Consider the following 26,584-nt stretch of genomic DNA (forward strand, 5'->3'; position numbering starts at 1 on the left):
TATCGGGGGGACGGGGGAGGTGCGCCCGTTGATCTGACGGCCTGTCAGTCGTCCGACCGGCATGCCGAACCACGCCTTCAAGCTTGACCAGAAACCCCCAACGAGGTAATATTGTCCTCGTTGGAAGGGGATGGCACCCCCGACCAACAGACAGAGACCACGGCAAAAAGAGGAGCAGGAACCATGGCAGGCGAAACGAAGATCACCCTTGTCGGAAACCTCGCGGACAGCCCGAAGCTCACGTACAGCGACAGTGGAGCCGCGCGGACCGTCTTCACCGTCATCTCCAACGAGCGGGTGTGGGACAGCTCCACCCGCAGCTACCGCGACGGCGACTCCATCTCCCTGCCGTGCGTCGCTTGGCGGCAGTACGCGGAGAACATCGCGGCGAGTCTGGCCAAGGGGGCACGGGTCGTCGTGACCGGCGTCCTGAAGCAGCGCACCCACCAGCCTGCCGACGGACCCCGCCAGGTCTACACCGAGCTTCAGATTGACGAGGTCGGCGCCTGCATGCGCTTCGCCACCGTCGAGGTCACCAAGGCCGGAAGCCGCCCGGCCCAGCAGGCAGCGGCTCCCGCCCCGGCCGCACCCGGTGCGTTCGACGCCACCTGGCCGCCGGTCCAGGCCCCGCCCGCCCCGACTGCCCCGCCCACCGTCGGCTCCTGGCCGACACCGGCCATGGCCAGCTGACCGCCCCGAGGCCGGGCGGACCCTCCGTCCGGCCGCCCGGTCCGGCCGACCCCGCCCACGAAGGGACAGCTTGAGCACCGCCACGCCCGACGCAGAACCCACCAGCGGCACCCCCGCCGCACCAGTCCGCCCGGCTCCCGCGAAGACGCCATCCACCGTGGCCGCCATCGTCGCCTACGCCCGCCGCCACGGCTGGACCGCCGACGCCCAGTGGTGCCCGGCCGACGAGACCAACACCGGCGACGGATGGGTGGTGACGACATCGGCCGACACCGCGCGCGGACGCGGCGAGTTCCGGCTGGTCTGGCGCTACCACGGAACCAGCAAGGTCCCGCGTTACGAACGCTTCTACTCCGACGGACGCAGCCCGAGCACGTACAGCCACGGCCCCACCCTGCCGTTCGTGCGCTGGGCCATGCGGAACAGCCCGATCCCCTCGGCGGCAGCAGGCGACGAGCCGCCGGTCTGGCGCTGGCGCGAGCCGGACGCCCTACCACCCACCGTCGAGGACTTGACGGAGGCCATGCTGGCCCCGATCCGGCGCAGCGCCGAACACTCCTGGCTACCGCAGACCGTCTACGCCTCCCGGTGGATCGGGCGCGACTTCCTCGGCCAGGACTGCCTCCTCATCAGCGCGGCGATGCCGCGCGAGGGCTACCAGCCCGAGGATGCCCACCCCGACAGTCCGATGCCGCTGCTGACCATCCTCCCCACCTTCTACTACGGCACCGTCCCCATGGGAGGGTGAGCCACCCACGCCGAACGCCCCTTCGCCGACACCCGTTCCACCCGCCGACCACCGCTGAGGAAAGGCCCCCATGCCCACCGCCCCGCCCCCGAGCGAGCTGACCCGCACCATCAACACCATCCAACGCGGCATGTTCGCCGTCGTCCTGGCCGTCATCGCCGCCACCGTGATCGCCACCCTGCGGGACCAGCTCCTCATCACCTACCCCCTGCTCGCCGTCGTCGTCGGCCTGCTCTGGCTCCAGTCCGTCGTGGTCCTCCGTCTACCCAAGGCCATCAACCAGGCCGCCGAGCAGCACGGCGGCCCGCCGCTCCTGCCCGGCACCGCCCCCCGAAGCTGACGAACCGGGCCGGTCGGACCACCACGCCCGGCCGGCCCCTCCGGAGAATCCTTGATCACCACCTACACCCACACCCGCCTGCTGCTCCGCTACGAGGTCGAGCACGCGGAGACCGGCCTCACCTACTACACCGTCCGCGCACCCCACGTCATCGGCACCATCACGCTCCACCCCGAGGCAGCCCCCGGGGCGGCCGACAACCCCGACGCCTACACCCGGCTCCGGTTCGTCTCCGGCCGCTACGACCCCGACGAGGGCCCCAGCAGCTACACCGACCGACTAGCCGTCCACAACGCATGGATCTACGACGGCATCACGCTCCCCGAGCCTGGCACTGCCGCCGACCGCGACCCATGGGAGCAGCTCCACCGAAGCACCTACGAGTTGGCCACCGAGAAGGCCCGCGCACGAGCCAAGGAGGTCGGAGAGAAGATCGTCAGCGAGTACCGGCTGGACCGTCACCGGCACGCACAGCACACCCGCTACCTCCGGTCGGCGGCCGACCGCCAACTGGCACGGGCCGCGCGCGAGGCTGACGACCTCCGCCCGGCAGTCGATCGGCTCGGCGTGCTGGAGACCCAGATCGACCGGTGGACCCGACTCCGCCACCCGGGGACTAGCACCACCACGACCGTCGAGGTCGGAGGCCACCTGGCCGACTGGATCGACGCCCGGCTGTCCGGCCGCCAGCCGCTCACCCCCGCCGACCGCGAGGTCTACCGCTCTTGGACCGCCGCCCGCCGACTCGGCGACCGCGCGGCGATCTTCCAGCCCCGCCGCATGGTGCTGAACACCGCCGCCGCCCTTGCCAGCTTCGCCCACATCCTCACCGAGGCCAGTCTGGAGTCGCCGAGCACGGCCGCCCGCGCCGACGCCCGCTCCCGCCTGCGCCGCATCGCCGAACTCCACCCCACCGTCGCCCTGTCGGCTCCCCGCCAGGAAGACGAGGAACCGACCCCCTGAACCCGGGGGCACCGCCACCGGCCGCCCCGGTCGCGGTGCCCGCCCAGGTTCGGTCGCGCCGTTGGCGCGGCGGTGTTGTTGGGCGGCGTTGCCGCCGGCCGCCTGCGGCGGCGGGGGCGGAAGCGCCTTCGGCGCTGCGTTCTTTCTGGTCCGGGCGCCCCGCTGCGCGGTTCCCCCGGCCCCCCTCCCGCGGCCCAGTATCCGGAGCCGGCCGCCCGCCTCAAGGGCGCTTCGCGTGGCTGCGCCACCGGCCTGCGGCCGGCCCTTGACCCGGACGACCTCTTTGCCCCGGACCCCAGGCAGCTATCGGGGGGACGGGGGAGGTGCGCCCGTTGATCTGACGGCCTGTCAGCCGTCCGACCGGCGTGCTGAACCATGCCTTCGAGCTTGACCAGAAACCCTCAATGAGGTAATATTGTCCTTGTTGGGAGGGGAGGGCAACCCCGACCGGCACCCACGATGGACCGAACGGAAGGCGTCATCGCATGACGATCACTCTCGACCGCGCACGACTCGAAGAGATCAACGCGGCCAAGCAGGCCGAGTGCGGCCACAGCGGCGGGTCGGGCTGCGCGTGGTGCTGGCTCACCCCGGATGCCATCGCTGAACTCCCCTATGCCGAGCGCCTGGCCGTCGCCGTCGATCTCGACCACCGACTCACCGAGCTCGGCATCCCCCGCGCGCCCCGCACGGTCGTGATCGTCTCCGCCGCCCGCACCTACGCCGTGCAGGTCATGTGCGAGGAACTCGGCACGTGGGAGCTGCGCATCCCCGCTTCCGGTGAGGAGTACGCCCTGTTCCGGGGCGCGATGTGGGCCGACCCCGGCGCCCAGGTCCGCAGTGGCGAGGTTCCGACGTGGGTCAGGGGTCGGGATGACCTCGCCGATATCGCCCGCAGCTTCGCGGGTCTGCTCTGGGTCGCTGGCCTTCGTTGAGCCCGGTCCCGGCCTGGCGATCCGCTGGGCCGGGGCCGCTCCCCGGCGGTGACCTATGCCCAAGGGTTTGACTAAAAACCCTTATTGAGGTAGTATTGTTCTTGTTGGACGGGGAGGGCAACCCCGTCCGGCACCCACGACAGACGAACCCCGCGCGAAGGACTTCACACATGACCATCACCCTGGCCAGGACCTCCACCCGCAACGCGAGCCTTTCCGAGATCGTGGGCATTCTCCGCGAGCAGCACCCCCGCAAGGCGGACGTCGTCGCGCCCGTCCAGAACATCCGTGCCGAGGGTGGCCGACTGGTCATCGAGGGCGCGGACCACGACCTCACCCCGGACGGAGTCACCCGCAAGCGTGCGGAGTTCCGGCTCACCGACGTGTGCGAGTCCGGCGTGGCCGAGAAGCTGGGCATCCCCGTCGGCTACCTGCGGAAGACCCGGATCGAGGCCCCGCACCTGTGGGACGCCAACGTCAACGGGTGGCTCGGCCACGAGAGCCGCGCCGACAAGTCGTTCATGGTCCGCACGCTGACCCCTGCCCAGGGCGAGGACACCGGCACAGCTCGCGCCTTCCTGAGCCCCAGCTACCGGATCATTGACAATCTGGACATCCTGACCGCCGCGCTCCAGGGCGTGCGGGACGCAGGTGTCGTGGTCCGGCTGGACAAGTGCGACCTGACCGACCGGAAGATGTACGTCAAGATCACCGCCCCGCAGGTCAGCGCCTACGCGCCGGAGCTGTTGAAGGACTACAAGAGCCCGTTCAGCGGCGCGCGCGGCGCGGACAACCCGACCGTGTTCGCCGGATTCGAGATCAGCAACTCCGAAACCGGGTGCGGGGCGTTCACCATCGTGCCCCGGCTGGTCGTCCAGGTCTGCGACAACGGGATGGTGATCACCAAGGACGTCATGCGGTCCGTACACATCGGCGGCAAGCAGCAGGACGGGGTGATCCGGTGGAGCGACACCACCCAGGCCCGCACACTCGAACTCATCGCCTCCCAGACCGCCGACGCCGTTTCGACGTTCCTTGACCGTGACTACGTCGTCCGACAGCTGCGGTCCATCCAGGAGACCGCCGCAGCCCGGATCAAGAACCCGGAAGCCACGATCACAACCGTCGCCCAGCGGCTCAAGTTCACCGAGGAGCGCAGGGCCGACATCTTCGCCCACTTCATCCAGGGCGGGGACCTGTCAGCCGGTGGCGTGATGCACGCCGTCACCTCCGTCGCCCAGACCCTCCCCGACGCCGACGACGCCCACGAGGTCGAGGCGCTCGGCATCCGCGCCATGGAGCTGGCCGCCGCTCTGTGACCGGCCCGCCGCCCGGCCCACCCGGGCCGGGCGGTCCGGCACAGACCGCCACCACCAGCCCGCCGCGAGGACCGGAAGCCCTTGAACACCACCGCTGAACGCCTGCTCACCCTCGTTGCCGAGGTCACCACCTTCGAAGAGGAATGGGAGGACAGGTTCCGCACGGACCTGCCGTCCTACGACCCCGACCGCGAAGACTTCCCCGTCGGCCCCGACGACGAAGAGAGCTACTACACGCTCTGCGCCGACCGCGCGGCCGAGGCCCGCGACCAGCTCCGCCGGGTGACCATCAGCATCGAAGCCCTCGCCCGCGACCTGACGGACACCGTCGCCGAGGCGGACCAGCCAGGCTGACCGAACCCCCGGCCCCCCCCCCCGAGGGGGGGCGGCCCCCGGCCGGGAGCGCCGAGCTGCGGGGATCGACCCCGCACCACGGCCCAACCCCTCCCGCAGCCCACCCTCGAAGCACCACCGGCCGCACCGCCCGCCGGCCCCTGCCGCCCGCGCCCGGGCGGCCCCCGGCCGGGAGCGCCGAGCTGCGGGGATCGACCCCGCACCACGGCCCAACCCCGCGCGGCGCCGCCGGCTGCCCACCCTCACCCTTCCCGCACCACCAGGAGAACCACGTGCCGACCCTGCCCCACACCGGGCTCCAGACCCCTGACCAGCCCCGCTACGAGGTCACCAGCTGCCAGGAGCTGGTGCTGCTCCGGGCGACTCCGTTCCTGGCCACCCTCAGCTGCGGAGGCCGCAAGATCGGCAGCGCCCAGAACTACGGCGACGGGTACGACACGGAGTTCGTGCCCCACGGCAGCTTCGACGTGGCCGACTTCGCCCAGTTCGCCGACGCCTGCCGACGAGACGGCCGAACCATCAGCCTCTCCCTGCTGCTGGACCTGCTGATCGAGGAGTTCAACGTCGGCCGCTCCCTGCGAGCACAGGCGCTCCAGGGCCGCACCCTGCTCCGCGAAGTCGCCCCCGACGGCACCGTCACCATCAGCGGCACCATCGCGATGCCTGCCACTGCGGACGACCGCCGCCGCGCGCACGCCGCTCTCGGACTGCCGCTTGCCACCGGTGCCGCGACCCAGTTCTGGAACGGCACCTGCTGGGAACACCTCGCCGGCACCCCCGCGGCCTGACCCGCCCCCGCGCGGCCAGGCCACCCGCCGGACCGCGCCGAGGCCCGGCCAGACCAGCCCACGGCTCACCCCGACGACCGCAGGAGACATCAGCATGCCCAAGTACATCGTTCCCGTAGACGTCATCACCGTGCACGTGGTGCCCGTCCTCGCACCGACCGCCGACGCGGCCAAAGCAGAGGCCGAACGCATCGTCGCCGGTGACCGACGGACCTGGTACGACCACACCGAACCGCTGTGCGTCGGCGACGCGCACACCGAAGCCGAGTGGGACGCCCAGCAGGAAGCCTCCAGCCGTGAGGACCCCGGACGAGTCACCGTCCCGTTCCGTGCCCGGCCGCCGAAGGAGACTACCCCCGTCATCCGGTTCCGCGCACCGCGCACCGACCACCACGCCGACGACACCGCGTGCCCGCCCGAGCACCGGCACACCACCTCCGGCAAGCCCCTGACCCCGGGGTGCCCCGGACGCGCCTACTCCAAGGCCGAGTGCAGTTGTGGCGAGTGGTCGGCCAAGCACGCCGGCAAGGGCTACGTGGACGACGCGCGCCGCCGACACCTGAGCACCGCCCACTGACGGCTCGCTCCAACCCCGACCGATCAACGGGTGCGGCCCGGAGAGCAACCGGGCCGCACCCGCCCACGAAACCCGAGAGAACAAGACCGTGACCCCGACCACCACCGACAGGGACGCGCTCACCGCGGACCTCACCGTCGGCATACTCGGCGTCTGCGCGTTCGCCGTCAGCTTCACCCACGTCGTGCAGACCGCCACCGCGGCCGGCCAGACCGGATGGGTGGCCTACGCCATCGCGGTGTCCGTCGAGCTGATGGCACTCGGCGCCGTCGCCGAGATCCGCCGCCGCAAGCGCGCCCGGCAGTCCGCCCGCTGGCCCCGCGGGGTCCTCGTGCTCGGCGTGGCAATGAGCCTCGCCGCCAACCTCGCCGTCGCCCGCCCCACCCCATGGGGATACGTGATGGCCGCCTGGCCCAGCCTGGCGTTCCTCGCCGCCGCCGGAATCATCGAGTCCCGCCCCTCCAACCGGCCGACCGGCGCCGCACCGTCACCGTCCTCCGACGCAGACACCCACGAGCACCAGGACGACGACGCCGACCCCTCACCGCCGGCCAACCTCGCGGCCGAGCCGGACGACCACTTCCGCGCAGACGCCCCTGCCGACCCGGCCGACGAAGCCGAAGCCGAGGAACCCGACGACCAGCCCGCCACCGAGCCGCCGACGGAACGGCCGAGCAAACTGCGCGTCATCACCGACCTGCTCGCCGCGATGCGCGCCGACCCCGACTGGCGCCCCGACTACGACGAGCTGACCACCAGCACCGGCTACAGCCGGTCCTGGTGCGAGAAGCGGGTGGCCGACGCCCGCACGCTCCACGGCCGTACGGACCCCGGCCCCGCACAGGAGCCCCCCGTCCACACGGGAGACCCGCGGCCCCGCCCCCCGATCCGTACAGCCCGGGACGCCGACGACCGGCCCCTCCCGCTCACCTCCCGACCCGCCCCGAACCCGTACGAGGAACCCGCACATGAGCACCACCCTCCACATACCGCCGCAGCTGCATGACACCGACGCCGTCGTGTGGAACAACAGCGGCGGCAAGGACTCCGCCGCGAGCCTCCACCTGTGGGGCACCACCGCCCCCAAGGACCTGTTGAAGCGCACCGTTGTCCTCCACCTCGACCTCGGTGACGCGGAGTGGGACGGTGTGCCCGCCCTCGCCGCCCAGCAGGCCGCCGCGTACGGACTCCGCTTCGAGGTCCGCCGCCGCGAACGCGGCGGACTCCTCGACCTGGTCCGCGACCGGGGCCGCTGGCCCGGGCCCAGCACCCCCTTCTGCCGCAGCTACCTCAAGCGCGACGTCGCCCGGAAGTTCTACACCGAGCTGACCAACGAACTCGGCATCACCGGCCGGCCCGCCCGCATCGTCACCGCGCTCGGACTGCGCGCTGCCGAAAGCACCGTCCGATCCCGCCGCCCCACCTTCGCCCTGGACCGAGCGGCCACCTCCGGCCGACGCCAGATCACCACCTGGCTGCCCATCCACCAGTTCAGCACCGACACCGTGTGGAAGACCGTACGGGCCAGCGGCATCCCGCCCCACCCCGTCTACCAGCAGCTCGACCGGCTCAGCTGCCGGCTGTGCCCGTTCGCCGGACGCCGCTCCCTCATCACCGCCGCACGGATGGCACCCGACACCGCCCTCGACTACGCCTTGGTCGAAGAAGAGATCGGCCAGCCCTTCCGCCGCGACCTGTCGATGGAACAGATCATCGACGCCGCCGAGCGTGAGGACCCCGGCCCCGTACAGGCCCTGCGCCCGTGCGGAGCCGCGCTCCGCACGCCCCCGCACGGTACGGCGGTGTGTGCCGCATGACCCGTACCGACTCCGCGTCCCTGCCGGTCGTGCTCAGCTTCGGCATGGGGATCGACAGTGCCGCCGTCGCCGCCCGGTGGTTCACCGAGCCGGCCAGCCGGGACTTCCCACTCGACCGGCTGACCGTGCTGACCGCGATGACGGGAGACGAGCCGGACGTCACCCGGCGCTTGGTCGAGCAGCACCTTCTGCCGCTGATGCGCGGCAGCGGCGTGCGCTTCGTCCAGATCAGCCGGACCAGCCAGCGCGGCGGCTACACCGTGCTGGACGACTCCCGCAGCCCGCGCCGCCTGATCACCCGCGGACCGTGGCGGCTGTCCGACGAACTCCGCGCCAGCGGCACCGTCCCGCAGATCGCCGCCAAACGGCGCCTGTGCAGCTTGCACGCGAAGGGCGACGTGCTCGACGGGTGGCTGGGCGACGAGTTCCAGGGGAGCCCCTTCCGGCACGTTCTCGGCTTCGCCAGCGAGGAACTGCGCCGAGCGGAGCGGGACGAGCGCTACACCACCCTCGGCCGCATCCCCGAGTACCCGCTGATCAACGACTGGGGGTGGGACCGCCACCGGTGCGAGCGGTACCTGCTCGACCGCTTCGGCGAGCCGTGGATGCGCTCAGCGTGCGGGTACTGCCCGTTCTCTGCCGGGCGGCGCGGGAGGGCCGAACTGGTCGAGCGCTGGCGCGCGGAGCCGGCCATCGGAGCCCAGGCCCTCGCCTTGGAGTACACCGCGATGGCCCTCAACCCGCGCTCCACGCTGTACGGGACCGTCGCCGCCCAGGACATCGCCCGCACCCAGGGTCTGGTCGACGTCCTCGCCGCGTTCGAGGACCACCTTCGGCGGCAGCGCTGGAGCGTCTACGAGGTTCGGCGGATCATCCATCCCCGCCGGGACGACCCCACCGCCAAGGGGACCGCGTGGCGCAGCGTGCGCACGATGTTCACCGGCAGCCGGACCGACGCCGCCTCCGCGCTCGCCGCCCTCACCGTCGGCGGAGCCGTCACCGACGAGTACGGGATCAGCCGGGCCGACATCATCCCCCGGACCGGCGGGCTCCCCGCGATCGAGATGACCCTGGCCCTGGCACCGGCAGGGGTTGCAGACAAGGAACGGCCGGCGTTCGCGGCGTGGTGGGAACGACTGCACCACCAGGCCGATCTCACGTCCCCGGCCGCGCTCGCGGCGTGAGCGGAATGAAGACGGGGGCCAGCAGCACGGCCGAAGCCGTATCGGCCTCGATGGGCCGACTTGGGCAAGCCGCCGGCCCCCTCCCACGAAGACCGATCCCGAAAGACCGTTACTCCGCGCCGGTAGATTAGTCCATGTCGAGCCGGGGAGGGTCCTCCCCCTTGAACAACCACCCCAAGGAGACTCCCGTGGCCCCCGCCCCGACGCTTGCCGAACGGCTGGACGCCGCCACCGCGGACAGTCTCAGCGTCGCCGACATCAGCAACGCGACCGGGCTGTCCGAGTCCACCGTCCGCCGCCTCGCCAAGGACCCGCAGTGGCCGGCCTCCGAAGAGTCCGGCGACCACCGCGAGCAGCGGTACCCGCGTGAAGCCGTCGCCGCGTGGATGCGCGACAACCAGGCCGCCCACGTCAACCCGGACGAGCTGCCGGGGGACGACGCCGACCGAGTCACCCTCTCCGAGATCGCGAGCCGCACCGGCAGACCGCGCGAGACCGTCAGCCGCATGCCCTCCACCTACCGCACCAGCGCCGACCGGTTCCCCAACGCCGACGCACTGGGCACCTACAACTGGGGCGAGGTCAAAGCCTGGCTCGGCCGACGGTCGAGCCGCACCGGCCCCCGCGGAACGGTCCAGCCGCCCGCCCCCGCTGCCGAGCCCGCCACCCAGCCGGTGCTCGACAAGCTCACCACCACCATGATCGAGCGCCTGACCGGCAAGGGCAAAGAGGCCGTGAAGACCCTGGTGCGCCGACCCGAGATCGCCGAACTGAGCACCGGCAAGGTTGGTCGGCTCCGGGTGTGGTCGGCCGACACCCTGTTGCCGCTGCTGTGGGAGCTCGGCTATCTGCCGGCCTCCGGCCCGCTCGGCTCCGGGCCGACCGCCGTCCTGGTCGAGCTCGGATACCTCCCCGCCACGGGGAAGCCGACCCCCGAGCAGCGCGCCGTGCTGCGCGAGTTCGGCTACGACGAGAAGGGCAGCGCGGAGCACCGAGCCTGGCTCGCCGGACCACCCCGTTCCGCGACCGAGCTGGCCAAGTACTACGGCGTCAGCATCAGCGCGATCAGCAAGCGCATCGCCCGTGCCCAGGAAGCCGGCCAGCCCGTACCGCACCCGGCCGACACCGAGGACGGCAAGCGCTACGACACGAAGGTCTTCGACGCCTTCTGGAACCCCCCGGCCGCCGACTAGCGACCGCCGAACATCACGAAGGCGCTGCCGTCCAGTTCATGGTCGGCAGCGCCTTCGTCTCTCCAAGAGCGTCCTCGGCTAGCGCGGCGCGGCGTCGCCGCTGCTCGCACCGGCGGGCTCCGGGTAGGACTTGAGGAGCATGTGGTGCCGGGCCCCGCCCTCGATCGCCGTGGTCGCTTCCCGGGGGATGGCCACGACCCCCTCCAGGAGCCCCACGGCGCGGCGATAGGCGGTCTGACGCTCGGCGTCGGACGCCCCCTCGCCCAGCGCGGTACGCAACAGGCGCTGAGCCTGCGCGACCGCCGCGCGCTCCCGCTCCGGCAGTCGGCCGGTGCCGACCTTGCGAGCGTGGCGATCAGCGACCTGCCAGGCGATCTCCAGGGCCGTCACCGCTTGCCCGTACTCCGCAGCACTCTCCGCACCGGCGGCGCGTGCGTCGGACGCCGCAGCGAGCGCGTGCACCAGCTCGGCGGTCTCCCTCACCGAGACATCCGTCAGCAGCGGACGCTCCAGCACCGCCAGGATGTCGGAGCAGAACGCGCCGTACTGCTCCAGCACGAGATCGTGCCGATCCTCGATGCGCTGACGTCGAAGCCGCGCGGCCCGGCCGGCCGCCCGGCGCTTCCGCACCGCCAGGGCGACCACGACCGCCCCGGCCACCGCCGCGACCCCGACGGCCACCAAGCCGACGATGCCCCACGGCACCTCGAAGCTGCGGTCCGCCTCCACCGGCTCCGCCTGCCGCGAATCGGCCGCCGAGTCCCAGATGGCCGGAAGCACCTTCACCAGCAGCGCCGGGAACCCGGCGACAAACGCGCTCGCAAGGAGGCCAAGAACCGGCGAGGTGTCGCGCCGCCCCGCCAAGGCGTTCACGGCTGAGCGGACCAGCGTGAGGAGTGCGATCACAGTGCCGAGCATCAGCCCGATCCACTGGACCCACTGATCAAGGTTCTGGCTCATCCGTCGCACGTCCAAGGCACTAGTTCGAATACCGTCGCATCTTCTCACGCCACCCGCGCCCCAAGCAGTGGCGAACGACACGGGCACCTGCCCGTCACCCCTGGACCGGCTCACCGCCCGCCCCGCCGCCGGAGCCGGCCACCGCGCTTCCCGGAGCAGGCTCCACGGCCGCCACCGCTACGGTGCCGCCGCCCCCGTTGCTCGGCTTCCCGGCCCCGGCAACTTCGGCCAGGACCGCCCGCACGTCCGCCAGCGACAGCCCGGTCAGTTCCGCGATCTGATCGCGCGGCTCACCCAGATCGGCGAGCGCCGCCACCGCCTCCCGCGCCCGGCGCTCCGGCTCCAACGCCGCCGCCTCCGCGTCCGCCAGGACCTTCTCCGCCCGAGCCCGCGCGGTCGCCCGCAGTTGCTCCGCCCTCCCCGTCTGCTCGTAGAAGTCGACCAGCGCCGACTCCACCTGCCGCTCGCGCCGGAGACGCTCCGCATCCCGCGCGGCCTTCGCCTGCTGCGCCGCTCGAACCGCACTGGCCCGCGACGCTGAAATTCGTCCGCTCATGCATCGAACATAGCCGGAAAAGCCTAGGTCGCAAACCCCTTTGAATCCCTCTTGATAAACGTTGATAAACGTCGAGAGAATCCGATAGAGAAACCGAGGCGCACGTCACATCTCCGCCCCCATATGCGCTCTGAGCTGGCCATCTGCCAGCATCCCCATGCCATCCAGACACCTCTTGCAGATATTCTGAGCATGGTCCGCTGCGCGGGGCTAAAGTGCTCACATGGCATTTGATGAGGCAGGTGAAACGGCGGCTCGAATAGCTGCTGCGCCTACCCTCATCCGGGTTACGGAAAGCTGGGGGTGGTCGCGTTGATGACCATCCACAAGCTCACCGCCGGCAACGGCTACACCTACCTGACGCGCCAGGTCGCGGGCGGCGACGTACAGCGTCAGCGGGGGCAGTCCGCCGAGGACTACTACACCCAGAAGGGCAACCCGGCGGGCATCTGGCTCGGCCGCGGCGCCCCCCTGCTCGGGCTCGACGGAACCACCGTCACCGAGCAGCAGATGAAGCACCTCTTCGGCCTGGGCCAGCACCCGGACGCCCAGCGCATCATCGACGAGTACCTGGCCGCCAACGTGCGCGCCGGCATGGACGACGATCAGCTCAAGGCCGTCCAGGCAGCTGCGATCAAGGCCGCCACCCTCGGCCGCAAGTACCCCGAGTACGAGCCGCTGGACCCGTTCGCCGAGCGTGTTGAGCGGCGCCTGGCCGTCATCGAGAAGGAGACCCGGCGCACTCCCACCAGCGCCGAGGTCAAGAAGGTCCAGCACGAGGAGTTCCGCCGCCAGCGGGCCGCCGTCGCGGGCTTCGACCTCGTCTTCGCCCCGGTGAAGTCGGCCGCTGTGCTGTGGGCGCTGGACGAGCGTCCGGAGGTCCGCGCCGCCGTCCGTGCGGCCCACGACGCCGCCCGCGACGCCGCGCTGGAGCTGCTGGAGGAGCACGCGGCGTTCACCCGCACCGGCAGCACCGGCCAGGCCCAGATCGAGACCAAGGGCCTGGTTGCCGTCGCGTTCGACCACTACGACTCCCGGGCCGGCGACCCCAACCTGCACACGCATCTGGTCGTCGCCAACAAGATCCAGGGTGTGGACGGGCGGTGGCGCTCGCTGGACGCCCGCGGCCTGCTGGCGATGACCGTAGCCGCCTCCGAGTTCTACAACTCCCGCTTCGAGACCGAGCTGACCGCGCGCCTTGGCGTGCAGTTCGAGGCCCGCGAGGACTCCGCCACCAAGCGCCAGCCGGTGCGCGAGATCGTCGGCGTCCCCGTCGAGACGATCACCCACTTCTCCTCCCGCCGGACCGAGATCGAAGCCCGCTACGAGCAGCTGCTGCGCGAGTACCGGCGCGAGCACGGCCACGATCCGTCCCGCGGCATGACCCACCAGCTCGCCCGCCAGGCGAACCTCGACACCCGCGAGGGCAAGAAGGCCGCCCGCTCCCTTGAGGAGATGCGCGCCGACTGGACCCACACCGTCACCACTGCCCACGGCCAGGACATCGTTCAGCGCGTGATGGCGGCCGTCCCCGCGCCCGAAAGCACCCTGGCCGCCGCCCGGCAGGAGGAGCCGAAGCCGGTCGAGATCCCCACCCTGGCCGCCGCCGTGATCACCGCCGTCGGCGAGGAGCGCGCGGTGTGGACGGTGTGGAACCTGCGCGCCCACGCCGAGCGCCTGGCCCGCTCCGAGCACCCCACCACCAGCACCACCGAGCACCAGCAGCTGGTCGAGGCGATCGTCACCGAGGCCATCTCCCCGGCGCACAGCGTCCGGGTCGACGCCCCCGCCCTGCTCACCGAACCCGACGAGCTTCGCCGCTCCAACGGTGACAGCGTGTTCGTCCAGCACGCCTCCGCCCGCTACACCAGCAACGCCATCCTGGATGCAGAGCGCCGCCTGGTCAGCGCTGCTCTCACCTCCGTCAACGAGGGCCTGAACCCGGCCTTCGTCGGTGCCGCTCTCGACGGCTTCGAGGCCCGCAACCGTGCGCTCGATGAGGGCCAGCGCGCCCTCGTCACGGCGTTCGCCACCGACACCCGGCTGATCACCCTCGGCCTCGGTGCGGGTGGCACCGGCAAGACCACCGCGATGCAGGCGTACGTCCACGTCGCCAACCAGGCCGGACAGCGGGTTGTCCCGCTCGCCACCTCCGCTGCCTCCGCCGCCGTCCTCGCTCGCGACCTCAAGCAGCCCGCCGAGAACCTCCACAAGTTCCTCTGGGAGTACATGGGTGGCAAGTACATGGGTGAGCTGGCCACCGGCCAGAACGTGCCCAAGAGCCGCGCGGGCTTCGTCCTGAACCCGGGCGACGTGGTCCTGGTGGACGAGGCCGGGATGGCGGGCACCCTCAACCTGGACAACCTCACCCGCATCGCCGCCGAGCGGGGCGCGAGCGTGCGTCTGCTCGGCGACTACCGCCAGCTCAGCAGCGTCGAAGCGGGCGGCGCGCTGCGGCTGATCGCCGCCGAAGCCGGCGCCGTCGAACTCACCACCCTCCACCGGTTCAGCGACAAGGCCGAAGCCGCCGCCACCCTCAAGATCCGCACCGGCGACAGCACCGGGCTGGACTTCTACTTCGCCAACCAGCGGGTCGTCAGCGGCTCGCGCACCGCGATGGTCGAAGCCGCCTACGAGGGCTGGAAGACCGACATGCTCGCCGGCCGCACCACGCTGATCAGCGCCCGCACCGGCACGGACGTCACCACCCTGTCCGCCCGAGCCCGCGAGGACCGCGTGGCCGCCGGCCAGGTCGAGGCCGACGGCGTCCTGCTGCGCGACGGCAACCGTGCGGGCAAGGGCGACTGGATCGTCACCCGCGAGAACAACCGCAAGATCACCACCAACCGGGGCCGCGACTTCCTCAAGAACGGCGACGCCTGGGAGATCCTCAAGCGCCACGAGGACGGCTCCCTGAAGGTGCGCCACTTGGAGCACCGCGGACGCCTCACCCTGCCTGCCGAGTACGTGGCCGCCCACGTCCAGCTGCTCTACGCCTCCACCATCACCCGCTCCCAGGGCGGCACCGTCGACACCGCCCACCCCCTGGTCACCGACGACACCACCCGCGAGGAGCTGTACGTCCAGCTCAGCCGCGCCCGCCACAAGACCACCCTCTACACCGCCACCCACGACCTCCTCCCGTTCGACACCGACGAGCAGCTCGACCAGCCCAAGAACGACCCCGACTCCTTCGCCGCCCGCGAGGTACTGGAACGCGTTCTCGGCCGCGAAGGCGCCCAGCTCTCCGCCACCGAGACCATCCGCAACGCCCAAGAGGACGCCGTCTCCCTGGCCACCCTGGCACCCCGCCACCAGCACGCCATCGAGACCCTGACCACCCCCTACTACCACCAGCTCATCCACCGACTCCTCGGCCCCGCCCTCGCCGAGCAGATCACCACCGACGACGCGATGACCGCCGTCACCCGCGCCCTGCGAGGCGCCGAAGCCGCCGGCTGGCAGCCCGAACGCCTGATCGCCGCCGCCACCTGGCGCGGCGACCTCACCACCGCCGACTCCCCGGCACAGGCCCTCGCCTGGCGCCTGAACACCATCACCGAAGACCGCCCCGCCCCCGCCCACCTCCACGCACCCACCGAAGCCGACACCACCCGCTACGCCGCCCTGATCGCGGCGCACACCGGCCTGCCCACCCACCACTTCGACCCCCAGACCGCGACCGCCGAACCGGCCGCCCTGCGCATCGCGCCCGCCGCCGCCCAGGCCCCCGACGCGCACCCGCACGTCTCCGCCGACACCCTCAACCGCTACGCCACCGCTGCCGCCACCGCGCTCAACACCGCCACCGACCAGGTCACCGCCCACCCGCAATGGCCCCACCTCGCCGGCGCCCTCGCCGCCGCCGAACGCACCGGCCACGACACCACCACCCTGCTCACCACCACGGCCGCCCAGACCGCCGGCGCCAGCGACCCGGTCACCGCCCTGACCCGCGCCGCCCGCACCAACCTGGCAACCGACGGCATCCCCGAACACCACCAGCAGGCACCCGAAGCCCTCCGCCACCAAGCCCTCGTCACCACCGTCCTCGGTGACCAGCACGCCACCCGCGCACGCAACGAGAACACCTGGCCCGCCCTCACCGCCGCCCTGCGCCGCGCCGAGACCGCCGGCCACGAACCCGCCACCCTCCTGCGCCAGGTCGCCGAACAGCGTCCGCTCACCGGCGCCGACAGCCTCAGCCAGGTCCTGGCCTGGCGCATCGGCCGCCAGCTCGCCGCCGACGCCCCGACCACCACCGGCCAGCCGGCCGACCGTGCCGAAGCGGAGCTGTGGCGCACCCTCGCATGGACCCTCAAGACGATCGAGAACACCGGCACCACCGCGGAGACCGCCCTCTCCGACGTGACCGGCCGCACCGCGCTGCCCGAACTCCTCCAGCACGCCCAGCAGCAGGCCCTCGCCCACACCCGCGCCGCCTCCGGCCGTGCCGACCTCCCGGCATGGATCAGCGCCGTCCCCGCCTCCACCACGGCCAACCCGCGCCACCACGACTACCTCACCGAGAGCACCGCGCTCATCGCCAGCCGCCTCTCGGCGCTCGCCGACCGCACCGCGGAGCACCGCCCGGAGTGGAGCCGGACCCTCGGCGAAGCACCGACCGACCCCACCCTGCGCGCCCAGTGGCAGCAGCAGCTCGCCGTCGTCGCCGCCTACCGCGACCAGTACCAGGTCACCGATGACAGCGCTGCCCAGCCCGCCGGCCCCTACATCGAGGAGGGCCGCACCGGCCACGACGCCTACTGGCAGGCCACCGAAGCCGCCGTCACCGCCCGGCGCATCGCCACCGCGCCGAACGCCCCGACGGTCACCACCGCGAACCCCGACCAGGTGGCCCGCCGCCAGCTCGCCGCCGACGTCTACCGGGCCCTGCCGGAGGCCGACCAGGCCGAGATCGTGCGCGCCGTCGCCGCCCGGACCGGCGCCATCTGGCTCGCCGGCCTCCCGCGCCTGGACGACGCCGCGCTGGCCCAGCAGCACGTCGCGGAGCAGGTCAGCACGGTGCTCATCGAGCGCCGCCAGCTCACCATCGAGGCCGCTCAGCCGGAGCAGCAGCCGCAGGCCGAGGAAGGTCGCCAGCTGACCCTCGCCCAACGCCGCCGTGCTGGCCGCCAGGCCGAGCGCCAAGCCCACCGCGAACAGCTCCAGCAGCGCGGCGGACAGCCCACACGCGCCGCTCGGACTGCGCCGACCCGCCGGATCGAGCCCGCCGACCAGCGCCAGAACCAGGCACCGGCCCAGCGCCCGGCCGTCCCGCAACCGGCGGTCCAGCCGCTTCCGCGGCAGACCCGTCAGGACCAGCAGGGCCCGCGCATCCGTTGAGGTTCTGTGTCCGGGGCGGCCCTAGCCTGCAAGGCTGAGATCGTTCTCCGCATCTCGTCTGTCGTCGGCGTCTGCTGCAAGTGCCGCAGAGGCAGCAGCGACCAGCCTTTCGAACTCGGGCCGGTCGAGGAGGACATGGAGGCCGTACAGGATGGCCCAAGCGACCTTGAGCTCCGGACTCTCGTCCTCATGCTGCTTGAACAGAGCCAGCCCGATGTATTGGATCTGCACCTCTCGGCGGTTGAACCTTGCCCACTTCTCGATGCCTTCTTCGGCGCAGTTGATCAGCTCCGCGTACCGCTCATCGCCGATCAGGTCCCTCAGCTGTTCGAGTTGCGCGTAGGCCGCCTTGATCTGGACGGGCCACTCGCGGCAGGGCCCGAAGTGCGCTTGCAGCGCGTCGGTGAGATTGAGGCGACGGACCATCTGGTCCAACGGGTCGGTTCCCATGGCACAACTGTCGCGTGTGGATTCTCCGGCTCGTGCGAGGCACACGGGTTGTCGCCCGAAAGTGCCGCCAACTGGGCTCTAGCCGCACTTCGGCTCGCCCACCTGCGCGGCCGGACTAGCCACCCAGCCCCAGCCCCAGCAGTTGCATCACATCCGTTTCAGCGCCCTTTCGCATTCCCGGCACCGTCGGTCCTCCAGCTCCGCTGGGTACCACGGCTCCCCGTACCCGGCCCGGTAGTGCGAGTGCACCAAGGGATCGGTGGAGATTCCGCAGAGCGTTACAGGCAACGGGTCCTCCGGCACGTCAGGGTCGCTCGCGGCGGCGTGGACCGACCGGACGAAGGAGGGGTCCGTTTCGTCAGGGTCAAACCCCTTAACGACCTCCAGCAGCACCAGCACACCCATACCTCGACGGTGCACTCAGTGACTGGACCGCGCACGCTGAGACTTTCCAGCGCGCCCGCCCCACCGAGGACGCCTAGCGTGACGGGTATGACGTGGACAGACTTCGTGACGGACATCGCTCTTGAACGGGACACGCTGCTTCGCGACATGCCACTCATCCCCGCCACGGCCACGGGTGACTCCCGCGGCACCCTCGATGTGGCCGCAGACCAAGCTCACGCCTTCGTGTCGGCCCACGAGGAGGATCGGTAGGCTACGGCCGCGGTACTGGTGGGCTCGCGTATTCAACCGTCGCGAGTTGGCCCACCTCGTTCCGGCATTGCTACTGAACGTGACAGCCTTCTGGGGTCCGACCGGGCGAGGTGCGTCAGAGAGGAAGCGCCCCATCGACTAGGGCTTTCAGGTCTGCTGGTAGATCAGGCGAGTCCCGCCAGTGCTGGGCGATCAACAAGAGCGCAATCCACGAGTCGCACGCCTCGTCGTTCGGCTGCCCGGAATGCACTGCGTCCAGCACCGGTCTGCCGAGAGTGTTCACGACCTCGTACAGGGCATTTGCGACCTTGCCCACGTCGTCCAGGGGTGACCCCTCGGCATGCGGCGGAGCGCCGTCGAGCCGGATGGCGACCGAGGCGGCCGAGTAGGTCCTTCCATGGACGAAGTCCCGCAGGCTGGCAAGTTGCTGGCGGGATGGGAGAGGCGGCTGACCAGAACGTTGAGGCACGGCGTCACCCTATTCGGAACTGGAACCTGACTCACGTCCTTCTCGTCCGCTGGCCCCCGCACCGGCAGCGACGGGGCCCGGTGGCGGTGCGGCTTGCTCGCCCGGTCGGCGATGGCCTCCGCCGAGGGCTTGAACGGCCTCGGTACTGGTGGGCTCGCGCATTCAACTGCCGTGGGTTCCCCGGGGAGCCCAGCCCGGTGGTGACCGGGTGTGGTTGCCTGCGGCGTATCGGCTCCAGGTCCCGCCGGTCTCTCGGAGGAGTCGGCTGGTGGTCTTGTCGTGGTAGCCGAGGGCGTCCGCGACGACGGGGGCGGGCAGTTCGAGGAGTTGCTGTCTGATGGCGGCGCTGCGGGCGGCGGCGACTGGGATGCCGATCTCGCCCAGGAGCGCGGAGAGGTGGTCGGGGCGGGCTGGCTGGCCGGCTCGGCGGCCGGGGAAGAGCCAGCGGGATGCCTGGTTGGTGGCGGTGTTCATGTTGCCGCGGTTCGCGATGTACGCCAGCAGCAGGGCCGCTACCGGTGCGGGGACGGGCGAGGCGGGCTCCCCGAGTCGCAGAAGCATGGCCTCTCCGTCGTGGAGCACGTCGTCGACCGTCAACTGGACGACCCGGGTGAGGGGTTGCGCGTAGAGGAGGACGATGACCCCGGCGACGCGCAGACGCATCGGTGCGTCTGTGCCGGTCAGCAGTCGGCCGAGTGCGGCCAAGCGTTCGTCTTCGCTCAGGGCGGGTCGTCGGGAGACGCCGCGGCCTTGAGGATCTCGTTGGCCCGCTTCAGCTCGGCGTTCTCCCGCTTGAGCGCCTTCATCGCCGCCGATTCCTCGGTCGTCGTGCCCGGCCGGGCGCCGGCGTCGGTCTGGGCCTGGCGGACCCACTTGCGCAGGCTCTCCGGGCCCACGTCGAGCTTGGCGCCGATCGACCGGATGCACTGGTACTCGGTCTCGTACTGATCGCGGGTCTCCAGTACCAGGCGCACCGCCCGCTCCCGGACCTCAGTGGGGTATGGCTTCCTCATAACGGACTCGATCCTTCCAAGAGAACGAGTCTCGGTCAAACCCGCAGCGGTTCAATCACGGATGCCGTCGGTTCGGGGTTGCGTCCCTCCTTCACGCGGGCCAGTCCGGTCAGGTCGTAGTTGAGCTGGGCGAAGATTCCCTCGTCGCGCCAGGCCGCGTAGTAGGCGTAGACGGTGCCGTGGTTCGGGAAGTCATGCGGAAGGTACTTCCAGGGGATTCCCGTGCGGTTGACCTAGAGGACCGCGTTGAAAACGTCGCGCAGTTCGACCTTGGCCGGCTTGCCGGTAGGCCTGCGGTCGAGCCGGGCCTTCCTCCAGACTGTCAGTTTTGGCTCGATCAGGGCCCATCGGGCGTCGGACAGGTCGCTGGGATACAGCTTCCGCTGGCTCACGGCACAGCGTCAGCCTGAACGTGACGGACAATCAGATTCTGCTGCTACTTGGGCGGTTCTATGAATTCTTCAAACCAGACGGACTTCCAGACGTAGCAGCGGATGAGACGGGCAGTTGTCCTCGTCGGCCGCTTGACCCCAGTCCCGACCTACCTGGCAAATACCGCGAAGTAGGACAAGGACAAGAGCCGCATATCAAACAATAGATGCCAAAACGCCCACTCAGGGGGCGTTAAGTCCGTTTCGGGTAGCGGCCGCGTCCGGGTTGGTCGAGGAGTCCCTGGCGGACGAGTCGTCCCAGACGGGAGCGGGTGACGTTGATCGAGGGCTCGTCGGTGGGCAAGCCGAGGAGTTCGTGTAGGTCGCGAACCCGGAAGACCTGCTCGGGGTGCTCGTTGAAGGCGGTGACTATGCGCTGGTAGACGGTGGTGGTTGCCGCTGGGACTGGTTCGTGGTCGGGCAGGGTGAGGCCGTCGATGACCTTGCCGGTGATGGCGATCTCGGCGAGGCGGGCCTCGACCGCGGCCAGGGCGCCGGTGAGCCGGAATTGGCCTGACCCTCGACGCCCCAACCTCACCCTGACAAGCCGACATCAGTAAGCGGCAAACTCAACGGCTCCGGCCGAACAGCCGCCTCAGTCCCCTGGGCGGGCTCGGGGCCGCTGCGGTCTCCGCTTCGGCCTGTTCGGCCTGCTCCACGGCGTGTGCCGCCATGTCGTCGCGGCGACGGTCGATCAGCTCCCGGGCCAGGGCAAGGGACTGCTCGTCGCGCCAGGGACTGGCGAGGACCAGGGTGCAGACCGAGTCGAGGATGGTCACGTCGCGCTGCCGGTAGGCGGCGGCCACCGCGCGCAGGCGGATGCGCAACTGCTGCCCGATGTCCTGGCGGGTCTCCGGCTGCGTCCAGGCCACGGCGAGCAGGGCGAAGCCGGCTGCCTCCACCACCCAGTCCTCGGTCCCGAAGAGCAGATCGAGCAGGGTTCGGCGGCGGGCCGACTCCAGCCAGCGCTGGTCGGTACGGTGGTGGGCGATGCCGAGGCAGGCGAACACCTGGACGGCACGGATCCACAGCTCGGGCTGGTGCGCGAGCAGGGCCCGGCCGAGCTCGTCCTCGCGCGGGACGGGCGGGTGCGCGAGCACGCCGAGCAGGTCCGGCAGTGGCAGGCCGGCCAGGCGGACCGCCCGGTCGTAGGCGGCGGGCAGATGGGCCCAGACCACCTCGGCGGTCTGCCGGACGAGCTCGGCGCTCTCCGGCGCGGGCGCGGCCACGGCGGGGAGCGGATCGAGCCCCTCGTAGCGCCAGACCCGGACGCTGACCGGGCGCACCGTCAGGCGCGGGTCCGGTTCCAGGAGTTGACGGTAGGCCACCGAGCCACCGGTGAAGGCGAGCCGGAGGGCGAGCAGCGTGCTGGGCGGCTCGGGCTCCGACATCTGGATCACGAAGCCCCCGGCCAGCTCGCTGTTCGGCTCGACCAGCAGCCGGTGCAGGAGATCGATCGACGGGTCGACGACCGGATGCACGATGCCCAGCCAGGGCTGCTGACGGCTGAACCGGGCGAGCAGTTCGCCGGCCAGTCCGTGGTCGGGGTGGACGCGGGCGTGGTCGGCCAGTGCGATCAAATGCTCGATGTCACCGTCGATCCGATGGCGCAGGACGTGCAGCAGGGGCGCGGCCATCGGATGGTCGGGCTCGTGGCGCAGCGCGCGCTCCACCCAGGGCAGACCCGCCTCCGGACGGCCGGTGGCCGCGTACAGCTCGGCCACCTCGCCGGCCAGGTGACCGTCGAAGGGCTCCTCGCCGAGGGTTGCCTCCCAGACCGCCAGCGCCTCGTCCGGCCTCCCGTCGGCGCGCAGCGCCCAGCCGAGCATGACGGACTCGACGCGGCCCGGCGTGATCACGTACGCCTGCCGAGCCCGGTCGACGGCCCGGTCGGTGGCGCCGAGCAGGCGGGGAAGCGCCGAGGCGAGCGCCAGCAGGCGGGAGTGGCCCGGATGGCGCTCCAGTACGCCGGAGACGAACCGGTCGAAGGGCAGCAGGGCGTCCCGGACATCGTGGGACAGCGGTTCGGGGAGGGCGGACGTGGCCCGGGAGGTCGCGTGAGCCACGGTGTCCGGGTCGATCAGTTCCGGCAGGTCCTCGCGGAGCAGCCAAGCCGCCTGCGCCCACGGCAGGGCAGGCTCGGCCTCCATCACGGCAGCGAGTGTCGCGAAGGCGGTGTCCCACTCGCCGGCCGCCGCCCGCAGGTGCGCGTGGCAGGCGGCGGCGCCGGGAGACGGCTGACCCCCGGTCGGAAAGTGTGCGAGGGCCGTCGCCGGGCCTGCGGCGCGGGCGCAGAACTCGGCGAGGGCCTCGTGCACCTCCGGCAGCCCGGGGTCGGCCGCCATGGCGGCGGCCAGGTGCGTCGCGGCATGCGGCAGGTCGCCCGCGTCCATCGCCAGCCGGGCGACAGCGACCTCGCCCTCCGCCGCCAGCCGCTGATCGCCGCACTCCTCGTGCAGTCCCATGCCGTTCCCCTCACGAGCCGTGTTCGCATCAGGCCGTGAGCGAGGGTAACCCGATAGCGAGCTGGTGCGTGATTGTGCTGAGTGCGAGGAAGCCTAAGCTTGTTGTTTAACCTCGCAGGTCACTCGACCTGCTGATCTGCGGTTCTTTCCGGGACAGCGAAGGCGGCCGTTCTCCACGCTTCGAGATGTCGAGTCACGAAGCACGAGAGAACGGCCGCTGCCTTGAGTCTTCCCGTTGACGCGCCCGCAGACGACGCGTTGGGCGTCCTGTCCCACTTTCGGGTCGAGTTCTACGACTGTCTGTACAAGCGAGGGGACGCGCTCTTCGAGCTCACCGACGCGCTGCTGTGCACGGACGGCCCCGTCAAGACGCTGGTGGACCTGTCGCTGGCGGCCGAGCACCGGCGCGGGCACGGCGCGATGTACGCCGCACTGGACCGGGGCTGGCTCGAGCCGACCCGACTGCGACGCGCACTGACCACCCTGCCGATCCCACGTCTGGCCGACGGACGCATCGCCCTGGCCGTGGACGTCTCCAACTGGCTCCGCCCCGACGCTCCCACCAGCGATGACCGCCTGTTCTGCCATGTCTACGGGCGCGGCCGCAGCGCCGACCAGATGATCCCCGGCTGGCCCTACTCCTTCGTCGCCGCCCTGGAGTCCGGCCGCACCTCCTGGACCGGCCTGCTGGACGCGGTCCGGCTCGGGCCCGAGGACGATGCCACCGCGGTCACCGCCACCCAACTGCGCGAGGTCACCGGGCGCCTGATCGAAGCCGGGCACTGGACCATTGGCGCCCCGGACATCCTGCTCGTCATGGACGCCGGCTACGACGTCACCCGCCTGGCCCACCTCCTGTCCGACCTGCCCCTGGAACTTATCGGCCGACTGCGCTCGGACTGAACCGCTGCGGGTTTGACCGAGACTCGTTCTCTTGGAAGGATCGAGTCCGTTATGAGGAAGCCATACCCCACTGAGGTCCGGGAGCGGGCGGTGCGCCTGGTACTGGAGACCCGCGATCAGTACGAGACCGAGTACCAGTGCATCCGGTCGATCGGCGCCAAGCTCGACGTGGGCCCGGAGAGCCTGCGCAAGTGGGTCCGCCAGGCCCAGACCGACGCCGGCGCCCGGCCGGGCACGACGACCGAGGAATCGGCGGCGATGAAGGCGCTCAAGCGGGAGAACGCCGAGCTGAAGCGGGCCAACGAGATCCTCAAGGCCGCGGCGTCTTTCTTCGCGGCCGAGCTCGACCGGCCACACACACGCTCGTAGCGTTCATCGACGAGCACCGGGACCGCTTCGGCGGAGTCGAGCCGATCTGCAGGACGCTCACCGCGAACGACTGCAGCATCCACCCCAGCACCTACTACACCCACAAGAGCGGCACCACCTCCGCCCGCGCCCGACGCGACGCGGAACTCGTCCCGCTCATTAAGGAGATCCACGAGAGCAACTACGGCGTCTACGGCTACCGCAAGGTCTGGGCCGAACTCCAGCGGCGCGGACACACCGTCGCCCAGTGCACCGTCTCACGCCTCATGAAGGCGCAGGGACTGTCAGGAGCGGTGCGGGGCAAGAAGGTTGTCACCACAGTGTCGGACAAGAGCGTCGACCGGGCGCCCGACCTGCTGAAGCGCAACTTCGTCGCGAGCGCGCCGAATCGGGTGTGGGTCGCGGACTTCACGCACGTGGCGGCCTGGGCGGGCACCGTCTACGTCGCCTTCGTCGTCGACACCTTCTCCCGGCGGATCGTCGGCTGGTCGGCGGCCACCAACAAGCAGACGCCGCTGATCCTGTCCGCCCTCGAGATGGGCCTGTGGCAGCGGGACCGCGCCGGATTCCCTGTAGTGCCAAGGGAGTTGATCCACCACTCCGATGCCGGCTCGCAGTACACGTCGTTCCGCCTTGCGACCCACCTGGCGGCCGAGCAGATCGCGGCCTCCATCGGCACAGTCGGAGACGCCCTGGACAACGCCCTGATGGAATCGGCCATCGGCCTCTACAAAACCGAGCTCATCAAGCGCCAAGGGCCCTGGCGGACCCTGACCGACGTCGAGATCGCCACCGCCGAGTACGTCGACTGGTTCAACTCCACCCGGCTCCACAGTGAACTCGGCCACACCCCACCCGCCGAGTACGAAGCCGCGTACTACAGCGAACAGCAGCCAAACCTGCAGGTCACAGCCACAACCTAGAGTCTCTACAGAACCCGCAGCGGTTCAGAAGCCCTCCGCCTTCAACAGCGCGGCCACCGTGTCCGAACCGATCCGGTGCCCCTGACGCGTCAGCTCGGCCGCCAGATTCCGGGTGGACTTCACCGTCCACAGCAGCGGAGATTCCGGGTCACCCCGCTGGTCCGGCTCGACCAGCGCCAGCAACGCGGGCACCAACCCCGAATCCACCTCCCGCAAGGACTTCCGGCCGGCGCCCGCTGCCCGGACCCGACCCACAGGCTCCTCCGCATGCTCCAGCTCCCGCTTCCCGCGCGACACCGTGGACTCCGCCACCCCGGCCGCCTGAGCCACCATGCGGATCCCGCCGTGGCCCAGAACGCGGACCACGGCACCCAGCGTCAGGCGCTGCTGCCGCTCATCGAGATGCGGCAGCAACAACCCGAACGCATCCACCAGCTCTGCCTTCGTCCCCTCCGACGCCCTCGCATCCTACGGCCCAACAGCCCGCAGAAACCGAGGAGTTATTGTTCGTCAGCCCCCTGGGCTGTAGGGCACCGTGTCAGCCCTGCGGGAGTGGCGAGGTGGACGGTGGCACCGTTGCCGTCCGCGGGTAGGAGCAGCCAGGTGGAAGCGCTTCCTCTCCCTGTGCCACCCAGTAGGTGTGCGGTGTGGTCGGGCAGGGCAGCGGGGTCGGCCGGGTCATCGCACAGCCCACGGCGGCTTCCCGGTCCAGGCTGCGGTACTCCCACCAGTCGGTGGGGCACCGGGTGGTCGGGGCGGGCTGGGGCCGGTTGAACCTGCACGGGAAGGTCGGGTAGTTGGAGTTGTCGCACCTGTACTCGAGGGGCGGCTGGAGGTAGGCGAACACGGTAAGGCCGCCGAACAGCAGCACGAGCATGGTCAGGCCCGCCCAGACGTCCTGCGGGCCGAATCGTCGACCGGAACCTCGTACGCCCATCCCAACCCCTTCCCGACGGCCGACAGACTCCACGCTCCAGTACGGGGTACCCGTTTCGCCCCCGCCGCATCCCGCTCCGTGCATCGGGTGTGTCCAGTGACTGGCTCTGTTCCGTAGTCGGTGGTGACGCTGCGTCCTTGGCTGCGATCATGGACTGTGCATGATGCCAACTCTCTTGTGAATGTGGTGTTTTCGGG

Annotated in this window: 23 protein-coding genes and 4 pseudogenes; 16 read left to right on the forward strand and 11 right to left on the reverse strand. The window is 70.9% G+C overall.

What is annotated here, in order from left to right:
• Positions 1 to 183 precede the first annotated feature (183 nt).
• The 13 genes from ssb (at position 184) to ACIRPK_RS35210 (ending at position 10,908) form a co-directional block, all read left to right on the forward strand.
• Complete coding sequence (gene ssb, locus ACIRPK_RS35150) at positions 184 to 690, forward strand: single-stranded DNA-binding protein (RefSeq protein WP_403046569.1); 507 nt, start codon at positions 184 to 186, stop codon at positions 688 to 690.
• A 70-nt stretch (positions 691 to 760) separates the two neighbouring features.
• On the forward strand, positions 761 to 1,438 hold the full coding sequence (locus ACIRPK_RS35155; protein WP_403046571.1) for a hypothetical protein: 678 nt from the start codon (positions 761 to 763) through the stop codon (positions 1,436 to 1,438).
• 70 nt (positions 1,439 to 1,508) lie between these two features.
• Complete coding sequence (locus tag ACIRPK_RS35160; RefSeq protein ID WP_403046574.1) at positions 1,509 to 1,778, forward strand: hypothetical protein; 270 nt, start codon at positions 1,509 to 1,511, stop codon at positions 1,776 to 1,778.
• Between the two features lie 51 nt (positions 1,779 to 1,829).
• Entirely contained in the window at positions 1,830 to 2,741 is a 912-nt protein-coding gene (locus tag ACIRPK_RS35165; protein WP_403046577.1) for a hypothetical protein, read from the forward strand.
• Positions 2,742 to 3,226: 485 nt separating this feature from the next.
• Positions 3,227 to 3,676 carry a hypothetical protein gene (locus tag ACIRPK_RS35170; protein WP_403046580.1) on the forward strand — a complete coding sequence of 150 codons (450 nt, stop codon included), beginning with the start codon at positions 3,227 to 3,229 and terminating at the stop codon, positions 3,674 to 3,676.
• A 170-nt stretch (positions 3,677 to 3,846) separates the two neighbouring features.
• The gene (locus ACIRPK_RS35175; RefSeq protein ID WP_403046583.1) at positions 3,847 to 4,995 is read left to right on the forward strand and encodes a DUF932 domain-containing protein; all 1,149 of its coding nucleotides are present in this window, start codon (positions 3,847 to 3,849) and stop codon (positions 4,993 to 4,995) included.
• Between the two features lie 81 nt (positions 4,996 to 5,076).
• The gene (locus tag ACIRPK_RS35180) at positions 5,077 to 5,349 is read left to right on the forward strand and encodes a hypothetical protein (RefSeq protein ID WP_403046585.1); all 273 of its coding nucleotides are present in this window, start codon (positions 5,077 to 5,079) and stop codon (positions 5,347 to 5,349) included.
• A gap of 272 nt (positions 5,350 to 5,621) precedes the next feature.
• Complete coding sequence (locus tag ACIRPK_RS35185; RefSeq protein ID WP_403046588.1) at positions 5,622 to 6,137, forward strand: hypothetical protein; 516 nt, start codon at positions 5,622 to 5,624, stop codon at positions 6,135 to 6,137.
• 94 nt (positions 6,138 to 6,231) lie between these two features.
• Positions 6,232 to 6,714, forward strand: coding sequence for a hypothetical protein (locus ACIRPK_RS35190; RefSeq protein WP_403046590.1), 483 nt, complete (start codon positions 6,232 to 6,234; stop codon positions 6,712 to 6,714).
• A gap of 88 nt (positions 6,715 to 6,802) precedes the next feature.
• Positions 6,803 to 7,720 (forward strand): DUF2637 domain-containing protein, encoded by a 918-nt coding sequence (locus ACIRPK_RS35195; RefSeq protein WP_403046593.1) that lies wholly within the window; start codon positions 6,803 to 6,805, stop codon positions 7,718 to 7,720.
• Complete coding sequence (locus ACIRPK_RS35200; protein WP_403046596.1) at positions 7,683 to 8,531, forward strand: phosphoadenosine phosphosulfate reductase family protein; 849 nt, start codon at positions 7,683 to 7,685, stop codon at positions 8,529 to 8,531. The genes ACIRPK_RS35195 and ACIRPK_RS35200 overlap by 38 nt, the downstream gene beginning before the upstream one ends.
• Positions 8,528 to 9,715, forward strand: coding sequence for a hypothetical protein (locus ACIRPK_RS35205; protein WP_403046598.1), 1,188 nt, complete (start codon positions 8,528 to 8,530; stop codon positions 9,713 to 9,715). The genes ACIRPK_RS35200 and ACIRPK_RS35205 overlap by 4 nt, the downstream gene beginning before the upstream one ends.
• Positions 9,716 to 9,903: 188 nt before the next feature.
• Complete coding sequence (locus ACIRPK_RS35210) at positions 9,904 to 10,908, forward strand: hypothetical protein (RefSeq protein WP_403046600.1); 1,005 nt, start codon at positions 9,904 to 9,906, stop codon at positions 10,906 to 10,908.
• Positions 10,909 to 10,986: 78 nt separating this feature from the next.
• Here ACIRPK_RS35210 and ACIRPK_RS35215 read toward each other — a convergent pair whose 3' ends face one another.
• Positions 10,987 to 11,868 (reverse strand): hypothetical protein, encoded by an 882-nt coding sequence (locus ACIRPK_RS35215; protein ID WP_403046603.1) that lies wholly within the window; start codon positions 11,866 to 11,868, stop codon positions 10,987 to 10,989.
• Positions 11,869 to 11,962: 94 nt separating this feature from the next.
• A complete protein-coding gene (locus ACIRPK_RS35220) occupies positions 11,963 to 12,424 on the reverse strand; it encodes a hypothetical protein (RefSeq protein ID WP_403046606.1) in 462 nt (153 codons plus the stop codon).
• Between the two features lie 315 nt (positions 12,425 to 12,739).
• Here ACIRPK_RS35220 and mobF point away from each other — a divergent pair, with 315 nt between their 5' ends.
• Positions 12,740 to 17,770: a MobF family relaxase gene (gene mobF, locus ACIRPK_RS35225; RefSeq protein WP_403046609.1), complete on the forward strand. Its 5,031-nt coding sequence runs from the start codon at positions 12,740 to 12,742 to the stop codon at positions 17,768 to 17,770.
• Positions 17,771 to 17,791: 21 nt separating this feature from the next.
• Here the strand turns inward: mobF and ACIRPK_RS35230 are convergent, their stop codons facing one another.
• The 7 genes and pseudogenes from ACIRPK_RS35230 to ACIRPK_RS35260 all read right to left on the reverse strand — a co-directional run bounded on the left by ACIRPK_RS35230 (position 17,792) and on the right by ACIRPK_RS35260 (position 23,255).
• Positions 17,792 to 18,220, reverse strand: a complete 429-nt coding sequence (locus tag ACIRPK_RS35230; RefSeq protein WP_403046612.1) for a hypothetical protein — start codon at positions 18,218 to 18,220, stop codon at positions 17,792 to 17,794.
• A gap of 147 nt (positions 18,221 to 18,367) precedes the next feature.
• A complete protein-coding gene (locus ACIRPK_RS35235; RefSeq protein WP_403046614.1) occupies positions 18,368 to 18,625 on the reverse strand; it encodes a hypothetical protein in 258 nt (85 codons plus the stop codon).
• Between the two features lie 883 nt (positions 18,626 to 19,508).
• Positions 19,509 to 20,009 carry a hypothetical protein gene (locus ACIRPK_RS35240; protein ID WP_403046617.1) on the reverse strand — a complete coding sequence of 167 codons (501 nt, stop codon included), beginning with the start codon at positions 20,007 to 20,009 and terminating at the stop codon, positions 19,509 to 19,511.
• Positions 20,010 to 20,083: 74 nt separating this feature from the next.
• A pseudogene (locus ACIRPK_RS35245) lies at positions 20,084 to 20,359 on the reverse strand (transposase); the annotation flags it as partial.
• A 50-nt stretch (positions 20,360 to 20,409) separates the two neighbouring features.
• Positions 20,410 to 20,751: pseudogene (locus ACIRPK_RS35250) on the reverse strand (transposase); the annotation flags it as partial.
• Positions 20,752 to 20,983: 232 nt separating this feature from the next.
• Complete coding sequence (locus tag ACIRPK_RS35255; RefSeq protein ID WP_403046620.1) at positions 20,984 to 21,328, reverse strand: hypothetical protein; 345 nt, start codon at positions 21,326 to 21,328, stop codon at positions 20,984 to 20,986.
• 31 nt (positions 21,329 to 21,359) lie between these two features.
• Positions 21,360 to 23,255 (reverse strand): hypothetical protein, encoded by a 1,896-nt coding sequence (locus ACIRPK_RS35260; protein WP_403046622.1) that lies wholly within the window; start codon positions 23,253 to 23,255, stop codon positions 21,360 to 21,362.
• Positions 23,256 to 23,513: 258 nt separating this feature from the next.
• Here ACIRPK_RS35260 and ACIRPK_RS35265 point away from each other — a divergent pair.
• Together ACIRPK_RS35265 and ACIRPK_RS35270 are read left to right on the forward strand one after the other, a co-directional pair.
• Positions 23,514 to 24,155 (forward strand): annotated as a pseudogene (locus ACIRPK_RS35265) (transposase); the annotation flags it as partial.
• A gap of 54 nt (positions 24,156 to 24,209) precedes the next feature.
• Positions 24,210 to 25,450, forward strand: a protein-coding gene (locus tag ACIRPK_RS35270) for an IS3 family transposase (protein WP_403046625.1) whose coding sequence is annotated in 2 segments (ribosomal slippage) — positions 24,210 to 24,483 and positions 24,483 to 25,450 — 1,242 coding nt in all. Because the reading frame shifts where the segments join, the coding sequence is not laid out codon by codon here.
• 27 nt (positions 25,451 to 25,477) lie between these two features.
• Here ACIRPK_RS35270 and ACIRPK_RS35275 read toward each other — a convergent pair.
• Both ACIRPK_RS35275 and ACIRPK_RS35280 read right to left on the reverse strand, forming a co-directional pair.
• Positions 25,478 to 25,882, reverse strand: a pseudogene (locus tag ACIRPK_RS35275) (ISAzo13 family transposase); the annotation flags it as partial.
• A 106-nt stretch (positions 25,883 to 25,988) separates the two neighbouring features.
• Complete coding sequence (locus tag ACIRPK_RS35280; RefSeq protein ID WP_403046627.1) at positions 25,989 to 26,387, reverse strand: hypothetical protein; 399 nt, start codon at positions 26,385 to 26,387, stop codon at positions 25,989 to 25,991.
• Positions 26,388 to 26,584: the final 197 nt, after the last annotated feature.

The sequence above is a fragment of the Kitasatospora sp. NPDC101801 genome (genome assembly GCF_044766665.1).
In the GTDB taxonomy this organism is placed as follows: Bacteria; Actinomycetota; Actinomycetes; order Streptomycetales; family Streptomycetaceae; genus Kitasatospora.